A 17,125-nucleotide genomic window follows, 5' to 3' on the forward strand; every position below is an offset into this window, starting at 1 on the left:
TAAATTCCTGCCGGATTCGAGAGCGATTGAGCGCATTTAGCGCCTCTCGCGATACGCCATCAGCCCAATCCTGTACAGGCTATTTGAATTTCCAATCCCGAATTTGACAAGCGCGTAACCGATCCTTACTAAGCCGCTCCACATGCCCAGGTGGCGGAATTGGTAGACGCGCTGGCTTCAGGTGCCAGTGGCTTAACGGCCGTGAAGGTTCGAGTCCTTTCCTGGGCACCACCCCCTTTTTAAGCGATTGAAATCGCTCAGCATCCCTAAGGGTGGGTGCGGCGAAGGCGTAACCCGCCGAGGGTGGGGCGAGACGGCGATCACGCCATCAACCGTCTGCCCTACGCGCGCTGCGTCGCTCCAGAGATCGCTCGCACTTCAATCGGGCCGATAGGGAGACACCGTGATCCCGACGTTCAGCGCCGGCCCGTCCTATCCGGAGCAGCAAATCCGCCGGGATTGTCGTGTCCAGCGCGGCACCATCGCATCCTCCCTCAAATCCGTAGGAGAAGGTACGCGAGGTGCACCCCTTCCAAAGCTCGCGCATCGTGTCGGGAAGCTCGTCAACGATCGTCAGAAACTGCAGTGTGCACCAACGTGCAATCCCGAGCGCGCTCTTCGTCGGCGAGTTCGAGAACAAGCAGAAACTGCCCTTCGAATTCCTGATGCGAGATGACGACGACGTTTTGATCCAAATGCGCCACGAGTGCACCGAGGTCCGAGTTCGACTTCAGATCCAGGTCCAGATTCAGGAACTGAGGGGGGTGTCGCCAATTTCGTGCCTCAAGCGTCACAGCCAAACGCTACCTGATCAAACATCGACAAAACCAGCGAGCCACGTGGCCGCCGAATACGTCGTTCCGTGGTCAACAAGGAGCCTGACGGTCGGTGTATCCAAAACGGAACCGATAGCCTCATGACTAACCGATAAACGATGGAGGTAACCCCCCTTCTCTCGTCCTGCGACACTTTACCATTTCTGTCCCGACATCGAACTACGCTCAGATGGTGCGCCGACCGGACGGCCTCAGCTGCGCTGGGACTACGCACTACGACAGGGCTAGGGGATGATCGCGATCGAAAGCCACGCAGCGCGGGCTCAACCAGCGCGCATCGCCGCCGTCGATGTCGTCCACGATCTCGACGCCGCCGAGACGATTTGGCGGAGTCTTGAGCGCTCGAACCATTCCATCACGCCCTTTCAGCGCTTCGACTTCCTCGCCCCGTGGCAGCGTGATGTCGGTGAGCGCGCAGGACTGTCGCCTTTCATCGTTGTTATGCGTGACGGCGACGGCCAACCACGGGGCTTGCTGCCGCTTGCCCTGCAAACAGCGCTGGGCGTGCGCCGCGCGAGCTTCATGGGTGGCGAGCACGCAACCTTCAACATGGGCCTGTGGGATCGCGAGTTCGCCGCCGGTGCCACGAAGGCCGATCTCAACGCAGTCATCGCGATGCTCGCCAAGCGCGACGAGGGCGACGTGCTGGTGCTGCGCCAACAGCCGGCGCAGTGGCGCGACGTGCAAAATCCGCTGGCGCTGCTGCCTCATGAGCCCCCGGTCTTCAACTGCCCGAAGCGCACAATCGAGCCGGGCGCGACGGCCGCAAGCCTGATCGACAATCCCTCCCGCCGCATGAAGCTCAAGCAGCGCAAGCTGCTTGAGTTGACCGGCTACCGCTATCACGTCGCCTCTGCCGACGCCGATATTGCCCGTTTGCTCGACTGGTTCTTCCGCGTGAAGTCGGAGCGGCTGGCCGAGCGCAAGCTGTCCAATGTGTTCGCCGAACGCGCCGTGGAGACATTCATCCGCACCGCCTGCACGACAAAGCTGCCCCACGGCGGCCGTGCCATCGAAATTCACGCGCTCGAAAGCGACGAGGAAGTGATCGCGATCTTCGCCGTGGTTGCCGACGGCCACCGCTTCTCGACGATGTTCAACACCTACACTTTGTCAGGCAATGCGAAATTCAGCCCCGGTCTGCTCTTGATGCAGGAAATCATCCATCATTTTGCCGGCCGGCACTATCGCGACTTCGACTTCGGCTCGCATGAATACAAGCGGCTGTTCTGCAATGACGACGAGCCATTGTTCGACAGTTTCATTCCGCTCACCAGGCTGGGCCGACAAGCCGCCGGAGTGATGTCCGCGGTCGCTCGCACCAAGCGGTTGGTGGAGCACCACCCGAAGCTACGCGGCGTTGCGCAGCACCTTCGCAAGGTCTTGCTTGACAAGGCATTCTGCGCAATTCCTCTCGTTTCCTTGCTTCAAGTGTAGCTACCGAACTTCGTCAACCGCCCGGCACCTCCCGTCAGACGATGCGCCGGCCGGCGCGGTGCGCGATTGGCCGCTGCACGAAATACATCGCGGTCAGCGAGATGAGGGTCGTCGCAACGACGATGTAGCCGAGACGGTCGAAGTGCAGCAGCGAACCGTCCGGGTTCTCGGCGATGATCGCCGCCGCGAACACCGAGCCCAGCCCGCCCGACAACTGCTGTACGGATGCTGAGACCGCGCTGAACGAGCCGCGCTGGCTGGCATCGGGGATCGCCGACATCAACGCCTGCGACGGGATCATGCGCGAGAAGATGCCGACGAACATCAGCACATTGACGACGATCGCGGTCAGCAGCGAGACGTGGCCGAGATTGGTGTAGATCAGCACCATGATGACGGACACCACGCAGCCGAACGCGAAGGTCGGATATTTGCCGAATTTGTCGCTGGCGCGGCCGACCAACGGCCCGATGAGGATGCTGAACAGCCCGGAGACCAGATAGATCGTCGGCAGATGGACGATGTCGATGCCGAGATTGTGCACGGTGAAGGCGCTGCCGAACGGCATCAGCATGAAGCCGCCGGTCGCCAGCAGCGTCGTCACCAGGAAAGCCAGCGTGTAGCGCGGCTGTCCTACGGTCGCGACCAGATGGCGGAATGGATTGCTGTCGTGCTGCAGCTTGAGATGCCCGTCGACCGGCTCCATCACCAGCGCGATGACGGCGATCGCCGCGATCGACAGGCCGACGATGGCGACAAAGCAGATGTGCCAGTTCCAGTGATTGGCCAGGAAAAGTCCGGCCGGGACGCCGAGCACCTGGCTCGCGGCGAACGCCGTCTGCAGCACGCCCATCGCGCGGCCGCGCTGTTGCAGCGGAAACAGGTCGGTGACGATCGCAAGCACGACGGACCCGATCACGCCGCCGAACAGGCCGGTGACGATGCGGCCGAGCAGCAGCACGTGGAAATTCTGCGCCACCGCGCAAAGCACGGTACCGAGCATGAAGCCGACATAGAAGAACAGCAGCAGCCGCTTGCGGTCGAATCGATCGGCAAAGCCGGCGGCGAGGATGCCGGAAAATCCGGCGGCGAAGGCGTAGGCCGACACCGCGACGCCGAACTGCCCGGCCGTGATGTTGAGCGACGGCATCAGGATGGCGCCGAGCGGCGACATGATGATGAAGTCGAGGATCAGGGTGAACTGCGTGAAGGCAAGCAGCGCGATCAGGAACGACTGATAGCGCGTAAAGCCGCGCTCCTGCTGGTCGTCGTCGATCGGCGCGGCGAGGGTCTGTTCCGACATGAGGCTCATTTCAGATGATGAGAAGGGCGTGCGAGCGGCCCGGCACAAATGGGGGCGCCGTTCGCGGATTTCATCGGTGCCGAAGCGCAAAAATGCGCGGAAGTGCGATCAATAACCGCGACGTTTCCCGAGCTTCCATATATAGGAATTGCGTGGCTGCCGATCATCCCATCCCTGATCGTTTGAATTGCAGCGTGATGCAAATGCAACAGAGCGGCGCGATGCCGGGCCGCCGTGTCGGGAAACGGCAAGAGCCCGGCAGAAAACGCAAGGCCGAGCCGCCCGGAAACGGCCTATCCGCTCGCCTCCCGGGCGTTTGAGCGCTAGTGTCGCCCGTCGAATCGATCCGAGACCCGAGGCCTTATTTCATGACCATCCGCCTGCATCGCGGCGATCTGCCCGATCTGTCCCGCTACACCGATTCGGTGGCGATCGACACCGAGACCATGGGACTGCATCCGCATCGTGACCGCCTCTGCGTGGTGCAGATGTCGAACGGCGACGGCACCGCCGACGTGATCCAGATTCCAAAGGGACACACCGATTCGCCGAACCTGAAGGCGCTGCTCGCCAATCCGAAAGTCACCAAGATCTTCCATTTTGCGCGGTTCGACGTCGCGGTGCTCTACAACACCTTCGGCGTGATGCCGGCGCCGGTCTATTGCACCAAGATCGCCTCGCGCCTGTCGCGCACCTACACCGACCGCCACGGCCTGAAAGATCTGGTGCGCGAGGTGCTGAACGTCGAATTGTCGAAGCAGCAGCAGTCGAGCGACTGGGGCGCGCAAAGCCTGAGCGAAGCCCAACTCGCCTACGCCGCGTCCGACGTGCTGCACCTGCACGCGCTGCGCGACAAACTGGATGTCATGCTGGCGCGCGAGGGACGGACGGATCTCGCCAGGGCCTGCTTCGAATTCCTGCCGACGCGGGCTAGGCTCGATCTCGACGGCTGGGAGGCCGAGGACATTTTCGCCCATTCGTAATGGGCGCCGAATTCGTCGCAGCAGGGGCGATTCCGCCCCGTTTCGGCCAAACTGTTCACGCGTGGTCCGGGTTGAAGTCGGCTGGGGGGCGCGACGCCGGGTCCCGGCTGCATATTTGGGCGGCTCCGGCTAGAATAGGGGCGATTTCGCGCCTCTGGAGCTCAGGTGAATTCGGTTCAGAATCCAGCCTATGTCACGGGCCTCGAGGCGCGCTTTGCCGCCGCCGCGCGGCACAGCCGTATGGTGCGGATCCTGCGCATCGCGGTACCTGCGGTGGTCGGGCTGTCGATGGCCTCGATCATCTCGATCTCGGTGTTCAATCCATTCCACGACGTGATCCCCAAGCTGCCGCTCGAGATGGACAACCTCGTGGTGTCGGGCACCAAGATCACGATGGAATCGCCGCATATCGCCGGCTTCTCGGCCGATGGGCGGCCCTATGAGATGTGGGCCAAGGCGGCGATCCAGGACGTCACCGATCCCGACCATGTCGAGCTGAAGACCATCCGCGCCAAGGTGGCGCAGCAGGATCAGTCGACGGTGACGATGGACGCGCGCACCGGCTTCTTCGACAACAAGAAGCAATTGCTCGACCTGCGCCAGGATATCTTCCTGCAATCGTCCACCGGCTATGAGGCGAAGCTGACGCAGGCCTTCGTCGACATCAACAAGGGCAATGTGTCGTCGGACGAGCATGTCGACGTCAAGCTGCTCGAGGGCACGCTGACCTCCGACCGGCTGCGGATCTACAACAGCGGCGAGCTTGTGCGGTTCGAAGGCAATGTCGTGATGAATCTGGACAAGCTCGGCGACAACAACCCGCCTGCCGAGCCCGCGCCGCCTCCTCCGCCGCCACCGAAGGCGCGCAAATCCGCCAACACGAAATGATTTTGATGATGAGATTTTTTCCGCACGGCGTCGCAATGGCGGCCCTTCTGCTCGCGCTGTTCGCAGCCGGCACTGCGTCCGCGCAGGGCACGATGACCGGCGTTCCCAACGCCATGCAGGGCTTTTCGCAGAACCGCGACCAGCCGATCCAGATCGAGGCGGCCTCGCTCGAAATGCGCGACAAGAAGAAGGAGGCGACCTTCGCCGGCAATGTGAAGGTCGTGCAGGGCGACACCACCATGACCTCGAAGATCCTGGTCGTGTTCTACGAGGATAAGTCGACCCAGGCGCCGGCACCTGCGCCGGCCGGCAAGGCCGCGGCCGCCAAGGGTGCTGCGCCGATGCAGTCGGCGACACCAGGCCCCGGCGGCGCGTCCTCGATCAAGCGGCTGGAGGCGAAGGGCGATGTCGTGGTGACCCAGAAGGACCAGGTCGTCACCGGCGAGACCGCGATCTTCGACACCAAGACCAATCTGATCACCATGCTCGGCGGCGCCGGTGGTCAGGTGGTGCTGACCCAGTGCCAGAACGTGCTGCGCGGCGACCGCCTTTTGGTCGACATGACCACCGGCGTGTCGCGGGTGGAATCCAACAACGGCAAGGTGCAGGGCCTGTTCATCCAGTCGCAGGGCGGACAGAGCGGCAAGGGCGGCTGTCCAGCGCCGGCTGCCCCCGGCGCGGCCCCTGCCGCCCCTGCAACCCCTCCAGTGGCCCCATCGCCGCTTCAACTCGTTCCGGGCAAGCCAAAATAGGCGCCGGTGGCGCGAGGATCGTCATGCCGATGCTGCTTTCGCGCGCCGCAATCGTCGCTCTCCTCGCTCTGATGGCGTCCGACAGCGCGCGCGGGCAGGGCACCGCGGCCGTGCCCAATGCCATGCAGGGCTTCGCGCAGAACCGCAACCAGCCGGTCAAGATCGAGGCGGCCGTGCTCGAAATGCGTGACAAGAAGAAGGAGGCGACTTTCTCCGGCAATGTGAAGGTCGTGCAGGGCGATACCACCATGACCTCGAAGATCCTGGTCGTGTTCTACGAGGATAAATCAACCCAGCCGCCGGCGGCTGCCCCGGGGGCCACCCCATCCAAGGACCCGCCCCGGGATACTGCGGTGCAACCGATGACACCCGGCCCCGCCGGCGCGTCCTCGATCAAGCGGCTGGAAGCGAAGGGCGATGTCGTCGTGACCCAGAAGGATCAGGTCGTCACCGGCACGACCGCGATCTTCGACACCAGGACCAATTTGATCACCATGCTCGGCGGCAGCGGCAGCCAGGTGGTGCTGACCCAGTGCCAGAACGTGGTGCGCGGCGATCGCCTGCTTGTGGACATGACGACCGGCGTCTCGCGCGTGGAATCCGACACCGGCAGGGTGCAGGCCATGGTCGTTCAGGGACAAGACTGCAGCGGCGCGCCGGCGCCGACCGCACCCGTAAGCCCCCCGTCAGCTTCCGCCAAACCACCAAAATCAAGATAAATCAATGCATTAGATAATATTTTGCGGCTGCGAGGTTGAAGCGCGCGGGGTGAGGCTGTATCTACTGCAGCGGCCCGGCCAAACGATGCGCCTTGAGGGGGAGTCATGTTGGCCGGTCAGGGGCATCCATTCATTCAAGGCGCGGGTGATCGCGCTTTGCCGTGTTGTTTGAGCATGATCTCCGCGCAAACGCGTCCGCTGTTGTCGCGAGGGGAGGCCGGAATCCAGATTTCCGGATCATGCTTGCGCCTTCGCGTGCGAATCGATTGGTCCGCAGGCAAAGTCGCCGGATTACCGTGAAAGGCTGAAGCGAAGCGGGGATGGTGGATTTTCTCGGCATGTTCCGGCGGCGCCCTGCGAAACGCAGCACCGGATTTGCGCGCTCGCATGACGACATCACGGCGCTCGGCGATTCCTTCGGCGAGATGCTGACGTCACCGGTGCGCGACGCGCCCCCGATGGCGCGCGCCGCCCCCGTTCCCGACGTCGAGTTGCCGCGGTCGCAGCCCGCTGCAGCGCCGGCGCGTGCGCGTCCCGCCAGAAACAGCGCTCCGGCTGCGCCACAGCTGATCAAGCGGCCGGGCTATCTGGCTGTGCATAGCGTGGAAAAGAGTTTTGGCAGCCGCCAGGTCGTGCGCGGCGTCAGCATCTATGTGCGCCGCGGCGAAGCGGTCGGCCTGCTCGGGCCCAACGGCGCCGGCAAGACCACCGTATTCTACATGATCACCGGCCTGATCAAGGCCGATCGCGGCGCGATCGAGCTCGATGGCCATGACGTCACCAAGCTGCCGATGTATCAGCGCGCGCGGCTCGGCATCGGCTATCTGCCGCAGGAAGCCTCGATCTTCCGCGGCCTCACGGTCGAGCAGAACATCCGCGCCGTGCTCGAGGTCGTCGAGCCCTCCAAGAAGAAGCGCGAGCATGAGCTCGATTCGCTGCTCGACGAATTCAACATCACCCGGCTGCGCAAAAGCCCGTCGATCGCGCTGTCCGGCGGCGAGCGCCGCCGCGTCGAGATCGCGCGGGCGCTGGCGACCCGCCCGAATTACATGCTGCTCGACGAGCCGTTCGCCGGCATCGACCCGATCGCGGTCGGCGACATCCAGGACCTCGTCCGCCATCTCACCAACCGCGGCATCGGCGTCCTCATCACCGACCACAACGTCCGCGAGACGCTCGGCCTGACCGACCGCGCCTACATCGTCTATGCCGGTGAGATCTTGACTGAGGGAAGCCCAGAGGAGATCGTTAATGATCCCGATGTACGTCGGCTTTACCTTGGCGAGGAATTCCGCCTGTAGCGCATGATCTGCCAAAGTGTGCAGCGGTTTGGCGACAAGATCATGCGCTAATTAGAGAATCTGACGCGCGATCGGCCGCAAAACCGGGCGTCCACTCTTGCTGGTCGCGCATACCCCAAAAATTGCATCCGTCAAGCCGTATACAAGCTTCGCGGACTAAGATAAGCAAGAATCGAGCCAACTTTTAGGGTCGTTCTTGCCTCCATGGCGCTGACGCAAAGACTAGAGTTCCGCCAGTCGCAGTCGCTGGTGATGACGCCGCAGCTGATGCAGGCGATCAAGCTGCTGCAACTGTCGAACCTCGATCTGTCGGCCTTTGTCGAGGAAGAGCTGGAACGGAACCCGCTGCTCGATCGCGCCGCCGACGGGCCGGAACCGCCAGTGGCGGGCGAGCCGGCCATGGAACGGTCCGATTACGGCGATTCCGACGGTTCCAGCAGCTACGGGGATGACGGCGATCATCCCGATATGGCGGCAGGCTCGGGCGGCGAGACCGCCTTCGAGCCCGGCCAGGAGGAATGGATGAACCGCGACCTCGGCACCCGCGCCGAGATCGAGCAGACGCTGGATACCGGTCTCGACAACGTATTCTCCGAGGAGCCGGCGGAGGCGGCCGCGCGCGCCGCGCAGGACGCGCCACCCTCTGTCTATACCGAATGGGGCGGTGGCGCCTCCAGCGACGACGAGTACAATCTCGAAGCCTTCGTCGCCGCCGAGCTGACGCTCGCCGACCATCTCGCCGAACAGCTTGCGGTGGCGTTCTCGGGGCCGGCGCAGCGCATGATCGGGCAGTATCTGATTGATCTGGTCGACGACGCCGGCTATTTGCCCGCCGATCTCGGCCAGGCCGCCGAGCGGCTCGGTGCGTCGCAGCAGGCGGTCGACGAGGTCGTCGCGGTGCTGCAGAAATTCGATCCGCCGGGCGTGTGCGCGCGAAACCTGAGCGAGTGCCTGGCGATCCAGCTGCGTGAGCTCGATCGCTACGATCCGGCGATGCAGGCGCTGGTCGAGCATCTCGACCTGCTCGCCAAGCGCGACATCGCGGCCTTGCGAAAGCTCTGCGGCGTCGACGACGAAGACATCACCGACATGATCGCGGAGATCCGCCGGCTCGATCCGAAGCCCGGTCTGAAGTTCGGCACCGCGCGGACGCAGACCATGGTGCCCGACGTCTATGTCCGTCCCGGCCCCGACGGCGGCTGGCATGTCGAGCTCAATAGCGACACTCTGCCACGCGTTCTGGTCAACCAGACCTATTACGCTGAACTGTCGAAGACGATCCGCAAGGACGGTGACAAGTCGTACTTCACCGACTGCCTGCAGAACGCGACCTGGCTGGTGCGCGCGCTCGATCAGCGCGCCCGCACCATCCTGAAGGTCGCGACCGAAATCGTCCGCCAGCAGGACGGGTTCTTCACCTATGGCGTCGCGCACTTGAGGCCGCTCAATCTGAAGGCGGTGGCGGATGCGATCCAGATGCATGAATCGACGGTGTCGCGCGTCACCGCCAACAAATACATGGCGACCAATCGCGGCAGTTTTGAATTGAAGTATTTTTTCACCGCCTCGATCGCGTCCGCAGACGGCGGCGAGGCGCATTCCGCCGAAGCGGTGCGTCACCACATCAAGCAACTGATCGACGGCGAGGCGCCGTCGGCGATCCTGTCCGACGACACGATCGTGGAACGTTTGCGCGCCTCGGGCATTGATATTGCCCGCCGCACCGTCGCGAAGTACCGCGAAGCGATGCGGATCCCATCTTCGGTGCAGCGCCGCCGTGACAAACAGAGCATGCTTGGCAATGCCCTTTCGGCTCCCGCCTCCTCGTCCGACCGGTCGCGCGATACAGCCCCCGTTTAGGTTACTCTTTGAGCATGACCCCGTCCGAGTACGGACCGGACCATGCGCTCGTTGCGTTCGCGTCAAATCGCGATAGTCTCAACCTTTCCAGGTGAAGCGTCGTCCAGGAAGGAAGGTGACCGGAAGCCCAGCAAGCATCATGCTCCTGCAAGAGTGATCGAGGCATCCAGCAATTGAGGCATCAAATGACCCTTCGTATCTCGGGAAAGAGCATCAGCATCGGCGAGGCGCTTCGCGCGCGCGTCAGCGAGCGCACCGACGAGGTCCTGCGAAAGTATTTTGATGGCAACTATTCCGGTCACATCACGCTGAGCAAGGATGGCTTCGGCTTCCGAACCGATTGCTCGCTGCATCTGGATTCCGGCATCACGCTGGAAGCCGAATCCAACGCCGTCGACGCCTATGCCAGCGCGGATGTTGCGCTCCTGATGATCGAGAAGCGCCTGCGCCGTTACAAGAGCCGGCTCAAGGATCGCTCCCACCGCAAGACCTATGCCGCTAACGCAGCGCTTGCCGAATTGAACGGCGCCGGGCTCGACGCGCCGAGCTACGTCATCGAGGCGCCCGAGAACGACGACGAGGTCACCGAATACAGCCCGGTGATCATTGCCGAGGCAACCACCGCGCTGAAGCGGCTGTCGGTCAGTGAAGCGGTGATGGAGCTCGACCTGTCCGGCGCCTCCTGCCTGGTGTTCCAGCATGGCGGCAGCGGCCGGGTGAACATCATTTACCGCCGTACGGACGGCAATGTCGGCTGGGTCGACCCGCCCGCGATGAGCCCCTGAGGATATACGAGAGATGGCATTGACGTCCGAAGCCGGCCCTGCTTATGGTCCGCCGCCTCCAGCAATAAGGGGGGCGGAACAGGGTTCGCAGGTGTTGGCACCGCCGATACGTTGGAGTAGAAGCCCTGCCAGCTGGACCCGGGCTAAGCCCGCATCCCACCTCAACTTCTTGACGCCGCCGCTGTAAAGCCTATTTCGCAACCTGACGGTTCATTCACCTCGGAACGTCCCAATGCCGATTACCGATTTGGTCGCACCCGAGGCGATTCTCCCGGCTTTAAAAGTCATCAGCAAGAAGCAGGCGCTGCAGGAACTTGCCGCGCGTGCGTCGGCTCTGACCGGGCAGAACGAGCGCGCCGTCTTCGAGGTGCTGCTGCAGCGCGAGAAGCTCGGCACCACGGCGGTCGGCTATGGCGTCGCCATTCCGCACGGCAAGCTGCCCAAACTGGAGAAGCTGTTCGGCTTCTTCGCCCGCCTCGAGCGCCCGATCGATTTCGAGGCGATGGACGGCCAGCCGGTCGATCTGATCTTCCTGTTGCTGGCGCCCGAAGGCGCCGGTGCCGACCACCTCAAGGCGCTGGCACGGATCGCCCGCCTGCTGCGCGACCAGGACGTCGCCAAGAAGCTGCGTGCCTCGCGCGACGCGCAGGCGATCTACTCGGTGCTCGCACTGCCGCCGGCGAGCGCGGCGTAATCGCGAATTTGTTTTCGCGCCACTGTCATCAGAGCATAGCCGATGCGTCAGGCGCTGGCGCACGCCAACGCGTTGGCGATCGTTTCAGGTCTTCGCAACCCTTCAGCAGATCGTCGGCAGCAGACGACGGACCTCGTCGAGCAGATCCGGAACGGCCTTCTCGTCGTTGGCGAGGTGTCTGAGCAGCGCGTTCTGGAACAGGCCGTCGAGCAACGCGTAGAGCGCGGCCGGAGAGGATGCCGGCCGCTTGCCGCCGAGCTCGGCGTAGCGCGTGGCGATGCGCCAGATCATCGCTTCCAGGCTCTTGTCGATCTCGAGCACGTCCTTGCGAAACGCCGGCTCGAACATCGCCTGCGAGCGCATATCGTACCAGAGCCGGTGCATGCGGGCTTCGTCCCGCAACGTTGCCGCGAGCTTGGCGAGAAAACCTTCGGTCAATTCGTCGCGGCTTTGCGCCGACGTCACCACCTCGTCATAGCGCGTCACGCATTTCGCCTTGTAGTGACGGACGCAGCAGCAGATCAGGTCGAGCTTGTCGCTGAAGTAGTAGTGAAACACGCCGTGCGTGAAGGCGGAGTTCTGCGCGATCTCGCGCAGGCTGGTGCGCGCGAAGCCGAGCTCGCCGAGCGTTTCCAGCGCGGCTTCCGCAAGCTCGATGCGCCGCGCACTGAACTTCTCGTCGCGCAGCGCCTCGGCCGCCACCGCCACGCGTTGGGCCGCTCCCGTCGCTTGCCGCGCCATCTCGTGCCTTTCGTCTGACTGTTCCTTGCCGAGACTATACCGCGCGGACCGCGGCATGCTCCATCCCTTCACACACCATCCTATTTGACACTTGTCAAATTCAGGCTTGACAAGTGTCAAGTTACTGGACGAGGGTTGGCGCAATAATTTGGACAACCGTCAAGACGGCTGACCTAAACGACAAACAGGAGGAAATGCACCGCCGGGCGCGCCATCGCTGCGCCCCCCGACGCCGGCCGCGACCACCAATGCGCAGAGAATGCGCAAGGCCCCCGGCCCGCCGATCGCCACAGCACCGATCAATCACCAAGCAAAGGGAGGACTACGTCATGACTGCGAAGAGCCTTGAAGGCAGGAAAGCCCTGGTCACCGGCGGCGCCCGGGGGATTGGCGCGGCGATCGCGCAGGCGCTGGCACGGTCCGGCGCCGCGGTCATGATCGGCGATATTCTCGAAAGCGTCGGCAAAGACACCGCCGGCGAGATCGCCAAGGCCGGCGTGAAAACCGGCTTCGTCAAGCTCGACGTCACCGACGACGCGCAATGGGAGCGGGCTGCCGCCGCGACGGTCGAAACCCTCGGCGGCTACGACATCCTGATCAACAATGCCGGCATCGAGATCACCTCGCTGGTCAGCGAGATCAAGGCCGAGGACGCGCGCCGCATGTGCGACGTCAACATCGTCGGCACCGTGCTCGGCATGAAGCATGCCTTCCGCGCGATGCGGCCGGGCGGCGCCGCCGGCAAGGGCGGCGCGATCGTCAATATCGCTTCCGTTGCGGCGACGATCGCGTTCCCGAGCATCGCCGTCTACTCCGGCACCAAATCCGCGGTCGACCGCATGACGCGGGTCGCGGCGATGGAAGCCGGCAAGCTCGGCTTTGGCGTGCGCGTCAATTGCATCTATCCCGGCCTGATCCCGACCGACATGGGCCTGCAGCTCGCCAATGACATCGTGAAGATCGGTCTGGCGCCCGACGTCAACGCCGCCGTCGGCTCGGTGGTGGAGCAGACGCCGCTCGGCAAGCTCGCCGAGGTTTCCGACATCGCCGACGCCGCGGTGTTCCTGTGCTCGAACGACGCCCGCTTCATCACCGGCATCGGCCTGCCGGTCGATGGCGGCATGGGCATGTAGCAACAAAGCCGACAACAAGCATTTCGGAGGATCGCAATGAGCGAGAAGAAGCCCGTCATCGTCTATGGCGCTTCCGGCTACACCGGCCGGCTGGTCTGCGAATATCTGCGCGAGTACAACATCCCCTTCATCGCCGCCGGCCGCAGCGCCGAGAAGCTCAACGCCGCGATGAAGTCGAACGTGGCCGGTATCGAGACCGCCGAGTACGAGGTGGTGACGGTGCCGCACACCGCGGCCGCACTGACCGAATTGTTCAAGGGCGCCTCGGTGGTGCTCAACACCGTGGGCCCGTTCGCCAAGTTCGGCGTCGAGGTGGTGCAGGCCTGTCTGGCTGCCAAGTGCCACTACACCGACACCACGGGCGAGCAGGACTGGCTGATCACGCTCGAGCAGGAGTTTGGCAAGAGGTTCGCCAATGCCGGCCTGCTGCTGGCGCCGGGCATCGCGCAGATGTACACCACCGGCGAGATCGCCGCGCAGCTCTGCCTGGAGACGCCCGGCCTCGACACGCTTGATATCGCCGTGTTCTGGGGCGGGAGCCCGACCATCGCCTCGACGCAGACCATCCTGGTCAACGCCGCGATGGCCAAGGCCTACTACCTGGAGCAGAACAAGTACGTCGAGCATCAGCCCGATGCCGGCCTCTACAACCTCGCCATCCCCGGCCAGCACGAGCTGGCGCTGGCGCTGCCCTGGGGCGGCACCTCGCATCCGGTGTGGTTCAAGCGCGATCCGCGCGTCGCCAACGTGAAGGTGCTGGGCGGCGTGTTCAACCGCGCGCTGATGCTGGGCGTGCCGCAGATCGTCGCCGCCGCGCTGGAGGCGACCAAGGACATGAACCCCGACGACCGCTACGCCGCACTGGCGCAGACCGCAGCCGGCGTGATGAACACCATGCCACCGCGCGAGAACCCGCGCGTCAACAAGTCGATGGATTCTGTGTACGCCTCCGGCCCGCTGGGGCGCGCGCACTGCGTCATCTACGGCAACAGCAACTACAAGCAGACCGGCATGCTGCAGGCCTATGCCGCGGCGCATCTGCTGCAGCAGCCGCCCAAGCGTGTCGGCTTCGCCTCCGGCTGCCAGGCGTTCGGCCATCACGAACTGCTCGGGCAATTGCGCAGCTTCGGGCTTGTCGGCAAGCCGGTCCTGACTGTGCACGACTGAGTCAATCGCGGGTGGGGCGGTCGTCCGCGCCACCCGCCTCGCGCGCGAGGCCCGCCATGCGCTTCATCGATTATCTCGACAAGGGCGCCTCGCTCGGCGCCGACGCGCCGTGTCTGACCATGGACGGACGCGACCTCAGCTATGGCGCGGTGCAAAGGCTGAGTTACCGGATCGCGCGCGGGCTCGACCGATCCGGCATTGCTCCCGGCGACAAGGTCGCGATCCTGTCAGGCAACGATCCGCTCGCCTTCGCCTGCGTATTCGGCATCTCGCGCGCCGCTGCGGTGTGGTGCCCGATCAATCCGCGCAACGAGGCGGCTGAGAACAAGTTCATCCTCGACCAGTTCGATTGCAGCCTGCTGCTGTTCCATTCGAGCTTTGCGCCGATGGTCGACGCGGTCAGGCAGGACCTGCCCAAGCTGCGCGCGCTGGTCTGTCTCGATACCGAGCTGCCGTTCGCGCCGTCGTTCGACCGCTGGCTGAGCGGTCTCGCCGACGATCCCTATGAACGCGACACGATCGATGATCTCGCGATGATCCCGGGTACCGGCGGCACCACCGGCAAGCCCAAGGGCGTGATGCTGTCGGGGCGCAACATCGAGGCGATGACCGCGCTGACCTTGATGGGTTATCCGTTCAAGGGCCGTCCGGTCTATCTCGCGCTGGCGCCGCTGACGCATGCCGCGGGAGTGCTTTGTTTTCCGATCATGGCGCTCGGCGGCCGCATCGTGATCATGCACCACCCTGATATCGGCGAGTTCCTGACGCTGATCGCGCGTTACAGCGTCACCCACACCTTCCTGCCGCCGACCGTGATCTACATGCTGCTCGATCACCCGAAGCTCGATGTGGCCGATCTCGGCTCGCTGCAATGCTTCTGGTATGGCGCGGCGCCGATCTCGGCGGCGCGGCTCGCGGAAGCCTTGCGGCGGATCGGGCCGATGGCGCAGCTGTTCGGCCAGACCGAGGCGCCGATGATGATCTCGATGATGGCGCCGGCCGATCACTACAATCCGGACGGCACGATCGCGATGCAGCGGCTGTCGTCCGCCGGGCGGATCAGCCCGCTGGTGCAGGCCGGTATCATGGACGGCGACGGCAAGCTCTTGCCGGCCGGATCGCGCGGCGAAATCGTGGTGCGCGGCTCGCTGGTGATGGAGGGCTACTACAAGAATCCGCAGGCTACGGCGGAAGCCTCGGCGCATGGTTGGCACCATACCGGCGACATCGGTTACATCGACGGCGATGGCTATCTCTACATCGTCGATCGCGCCAAGGACATGATCATCACCGGCGGCTTCAACGTCTACTCGATCGAGGTCGAGAACGCGTTGCGCGCCCATGAAGCGGTGCAGGATTGTGCGGTGATCGGGTTAGCCGATGACAAATGGGGCGAGCGGATCGTCGCGGTGGTGCAGCCGCGCGCCGGCCAAACGATCGATGCAACAGCGCTGGCCGCCTTCGTCAAGCAGCAGATCGGCAGCATCAAGACGCCGAAGCAAATCGAGGTCTGGGACGATCTTCCGCGGTCCAAGGTCGGCAAGGTGCTGAAGCCGGATATCCGCGCGCGGCTGACGGAGCGTTCAGGCAGCTAGGGCGTTTGCGTGGTCCGGGGCGCCATGGACCTGGCGCTGTTACCGCACCAGGTTTTAAAAGCTCGCTATTTGCCGGACCTGAGCGTAGAGTCGCGTCATCACCGTCCATCCACGGCATTCACCGGTGACTGAGGGTAACGTAGGGCTCCCGCCACAAAGATGAGGAGCATACGTGTCTCGATTTCGCCTGGCCGATTGGATCGTGCCGCCGGTGATCGTCCCGTTATTTCTTCTGCTCCTGGTGGCTGCTGCGGCCGCCTTGCATGGATAAGACGACGCAGCTCCAATATCTGGTCAGCGGAAACCATCAATTCGGTCGCGTCAACCTTGGCCGCGCCACGATCGCCGCTGCTTTGTCGAAGGCAAGGGAGCTTCTGCAGGACGGCTATATGGACGTGCGGATATGCACGCCGCGAGGCCAGGTCCTGATGCCTGATGAGTTCGATCAGCTCGAAACGTGAAGAAGCGTCGGCCGATCTTCAATGGCTGCGTCGATACCTCGCCGGGCGCACGGCTCGACCGAAGGCGAGCAAGGCAATAGTCGGCGGGCAAGAAGGACAGACGATGGGATTTTTAGATTGAATATTGCCCGGAAAGGCACCTGCATGAAGACGCTTGTTCTCGCCTTGGCGCTAGGCGCATTCGCGCAAGGCGCGCTCGCCGCAGAACCGAACTGCCGCGCGATCGAAAGCACGGGCGCGCGCCTCAGCTGTTACGACGCGGCATTCCCTCCGAAGCCGAAGGAGCCTGCGGCGGTCGATAACCGCACGCCGCGAGCTGAATACAAAGATCCGTTGCTTGCGGAAGAGGCTCGAATCGCGGCCAAGCTAAAGAATATCTGTCGCGGCTGCTGAGGTCTGCGACACAGTCCGCACGAGAGCGGGAGAAAGTGCGGGCGGCCGAAGAGAGCGCAGGTTGCTATCGGGCGTCA

16 protein-coding genes and 1 tRNA gene are annotated in these 17,125 nt (G+C 63.8%); 15 read left to right on the top strand and 2 right to left on the bottom strand.

Annotated features, from left to right (window positions below; all coding sequences use genetic code 11):
• Nucleotides 1-144 precede the first annotated feature (144 nt).
• Together HAP48_RS15850 and HAP48_RS15855 are read left to right on the top strand one after the other, a co-directional pair.
• A tRNA-Leu gene (locus tag HAP48_RS15850) sits at nucleotides 145-231 on the top strand.
• An 836-nt stretch (nucleotides 232-1,067) separates the two neighbouring features.
• Nucleotides 1,068-2,273, top strand: coding sequence for a GNAT family N-acetyltransferase (locus HAP48_RS15855; RefSeq protein ID WP_166212839.1), 1,206 nt, complete (start codon nucleotides 1,068-1,070; stop codon nucleotides 2,271-2,273).
• Between the two features lie 34 nt (nucleotides 2,274-2,307).
• Here HAP48_RS15855 and HAP48_RS15860 read toward each other — a convergent pair whose 3' ends face one another.
• Nucleotides 2,308-3,576: an MFS transporter gene (locus HAP48_RS15860; RefSeq protein ID WP_166212837.1), complete on the bottom strand. Its 1,269-nt coding sequence runs from the start codon at nucleotides 3,574-3,576 to the stop codon at nucleotides 2,308-2,310.
• A gap of 368 nt (nucleotides 3,577-3,944) precedes the next feature.
• Here HAP48_RS15860 and HAP48_RS15865 point away from each other — a divergent pair, with 368 nt between their 5' ends.
• The 8 genes from HAP48_RS15865 to ptsN all read left to right on the top strand — a co-directional run bounded on the left by HAP48_RS15865 (nucleotide 3,945) and on the right by ptsN (nucleotide 11,558).
• Nucleotides 3,945-4,559: a ribonuclease H-like domain-containing protein gene (locus tag HAP48_RS15865; RefSeq protein WP_166212835.1), complete on the top strand. Its 615-nt coding sequence runs from the start codon at nucleotides 3,945-3,947 to the stop codon at nucleotides 4,557-4,559.
• A 165-nt stretch (nucleotides 4,560-4,724) separates the two neighbouring features.
• Nucleotides 4,725-5,447, top strand: a complete 723-nt coding sequence (lptC, locus tag HAP48_RS15870) for an LPS export ABC transporter periplasmic protein LptC (RefSeq protein ID WP_166212833.1) — start codon at nucleotides 4,725-4,727, stop codon at nucleotides 5,445-5,447.
• A complete protein-coding gene (locus HAP48_RS15875; RefSeq protein WP_420869870.1) occupies nucleotides 5,444-6,199 on the top strand; it encodes an LptA/OstA family protein in 756 nt (251 codons plus the stop codon). Before lptC ends, HAP48_RS15875 begins: the two co-directional genes overlap by 4 nt.
• 23 nt (nucleotides 6,200-6,222) lie before the next feature.
• Nucleotides 6,223-6,918, top strand: coding sequence for an LptA/OstA family protein (locus HAP48_RS15880; protein WP_166212829.1), 696 nt, complete (start codon nucleotides 6,223-6,225; stop codon nucleotides 6,916-6,918).
• A 320-nt stretch (nucleotides 6,919-7,238) separates the two neighbouring features.
• A complete protein-coding gene (gene lptB / locus HAP48_RS15885) occupies nucleotides 7,239-8,219 on the top strand; it encodes an LPS export ABC transporter ATP-binding protein (RefSeq protein WP_166212827.1) in 981 nt (326 codons plus the stop codon).
• 204 nt (nucleotides 8,220-8,423) lie between these two features.
• On the top strand, nucleotides 8,424-10,079 hold the full coding sequence (rpoN, locus tag HAP48_RS15890) for an RNA polymerase factor sigma-54 (RefSeq protein ID WP_166212825.1): 1,656 nt from the start codon (nucleotides 8,424-8,426) through the stop codon (nucleotides 10,077-10,079).
• A 185-nt stretch (nucleotides 10,080-10,264) separates the two neighbouring features.
• Nucleotides 10,265-10,864: a ribosome hibernation-promoting factor, HPF/YfiA family gene (hpf, locus tag HAP48_RS15895; RefSeq protein ID WP_166212823.1), complete on the top strand. Its 600-nt coding sequence runs from the start codon at nucleotides 10,265-10,267 to the stop codon at nucleotides 10,862-10,864.
• A gap of 232 nt (nucleotides 10,865-11,096) precedes the next feature.
• A complete protein-coding gene (gene ptsN / locus HAP48_RS15900) occupies nucleotides 11,097-11,558 on the top strand; it encodes a PTS IIA-like nitrogen regulatory protein PtsN (protein WP_029082506.1) in 462 nt (153 codons plus the stop codon).
• A gap of 102 nt (nucleotides 11,559-11,660) precedes the next feature.
• Here ptsN and HAP48_RS15905 read toward each other — a convergent pair whose 3' ends face one another.
• Nucleotides 11,661-12,299, bottom strand: a complete 639-nt coding sequence (locus tag HAP48_RS15905; RefSeq protein WP_166212820.1) for a TetR/AcrR family transcriptional regulator — start codon at nucleotides 12,297-12,299, stop codon at nucleotides 11,661-11,663.
• A gap of 329 nt (nucleotides 12,300-12,628) precedes the next feature.
• Here HAP48_RS15905 and HAP48_RS15910 point away from each other — a divergent pair, with 329 nt between their 5' ends.
• From HAP48_RS15910 to HAP48_RS15930, 5 genes are all read left to right on the top strand, one after another.
• The gene (locus tag HAP48_RS15910; RefSeq protein ID WP_166212818.1) at nucleotides 12,629-13,432 is read left to right on the top strand and encodes an SDR family NAD(P)-dependent oxidoreductase; all 804 of its coding nucleotides are present in this window, start codon (nucleotides 12,629-12,631) and stop codon (nucleotides 13,430-13,432) included.
• A 36-nt stretch (nucleotides 13,433-13,468) separates the two neighbouring features.
• Nucleotides 13,469-14,599 carry a DUF5938 domain-containing protein gene (locus tag HAP48_RS15915; protein ID WP_166212816.1) on the top strand — a complete coding sequence of 377 codons (1,131 nt, stop codon included), beginning with the start codon at nucleotides 13,469-13,471 and terminating at the stop codon, nucleotides 14,597-14,599.
• A 56-nt stretch (nucleotides 14,600-14,655) separates the two neighbouring features.
• Nucleotides 14,656-16,194 carry an AMP-binding protein gene (locus HAP48_RS15920; RefSeq protein WP_166212814.1) on the top strand — a complete coding sequence of 513 codons (1,539 nt, stop codon included), beginning with the start codon at nucleotides 14,656-14,658 and terminating at the stop codon, nucleotides 16,192-16,194.
• Between the two features lie 263 nt (nucleotides 16,195-16,457).
• Entirely contained in the window at nucleotides 16,458-16,655 is a 198-nt protein-coding gene (locus HAP48_RS15925; protein ID WP_166212812.1) for a hypothetical protein, read from the top strand.
• 117 nt (nucleotides 16,656-16,772) lie between these two features.
• Nucleotides 16,773-17,048 (top strand): type VI secretion protein, encoded by a 276-nt coding sequence (locus HAP48_RS15930; RefSeq protein ID WP_225024668.1) that lies wholly within the window; start codon nucleotides 16,773-16,775, stop codon nucleotides 17,046-17,048.
• Nucleotides 17,049-17,125: the final 77 nt, after the last annotated feature.

Source organism: Bradyrhizobium septentrionale, assembly GCF_011516645.4.
GTDB classification, from domain to species: Bacteria; Pseudomonadota; Alphaproteobacteria; order Rhizobiales; family Xanthobacteraceae; genus Bradyrhizobium; species Bradyrhizobium septentrionale.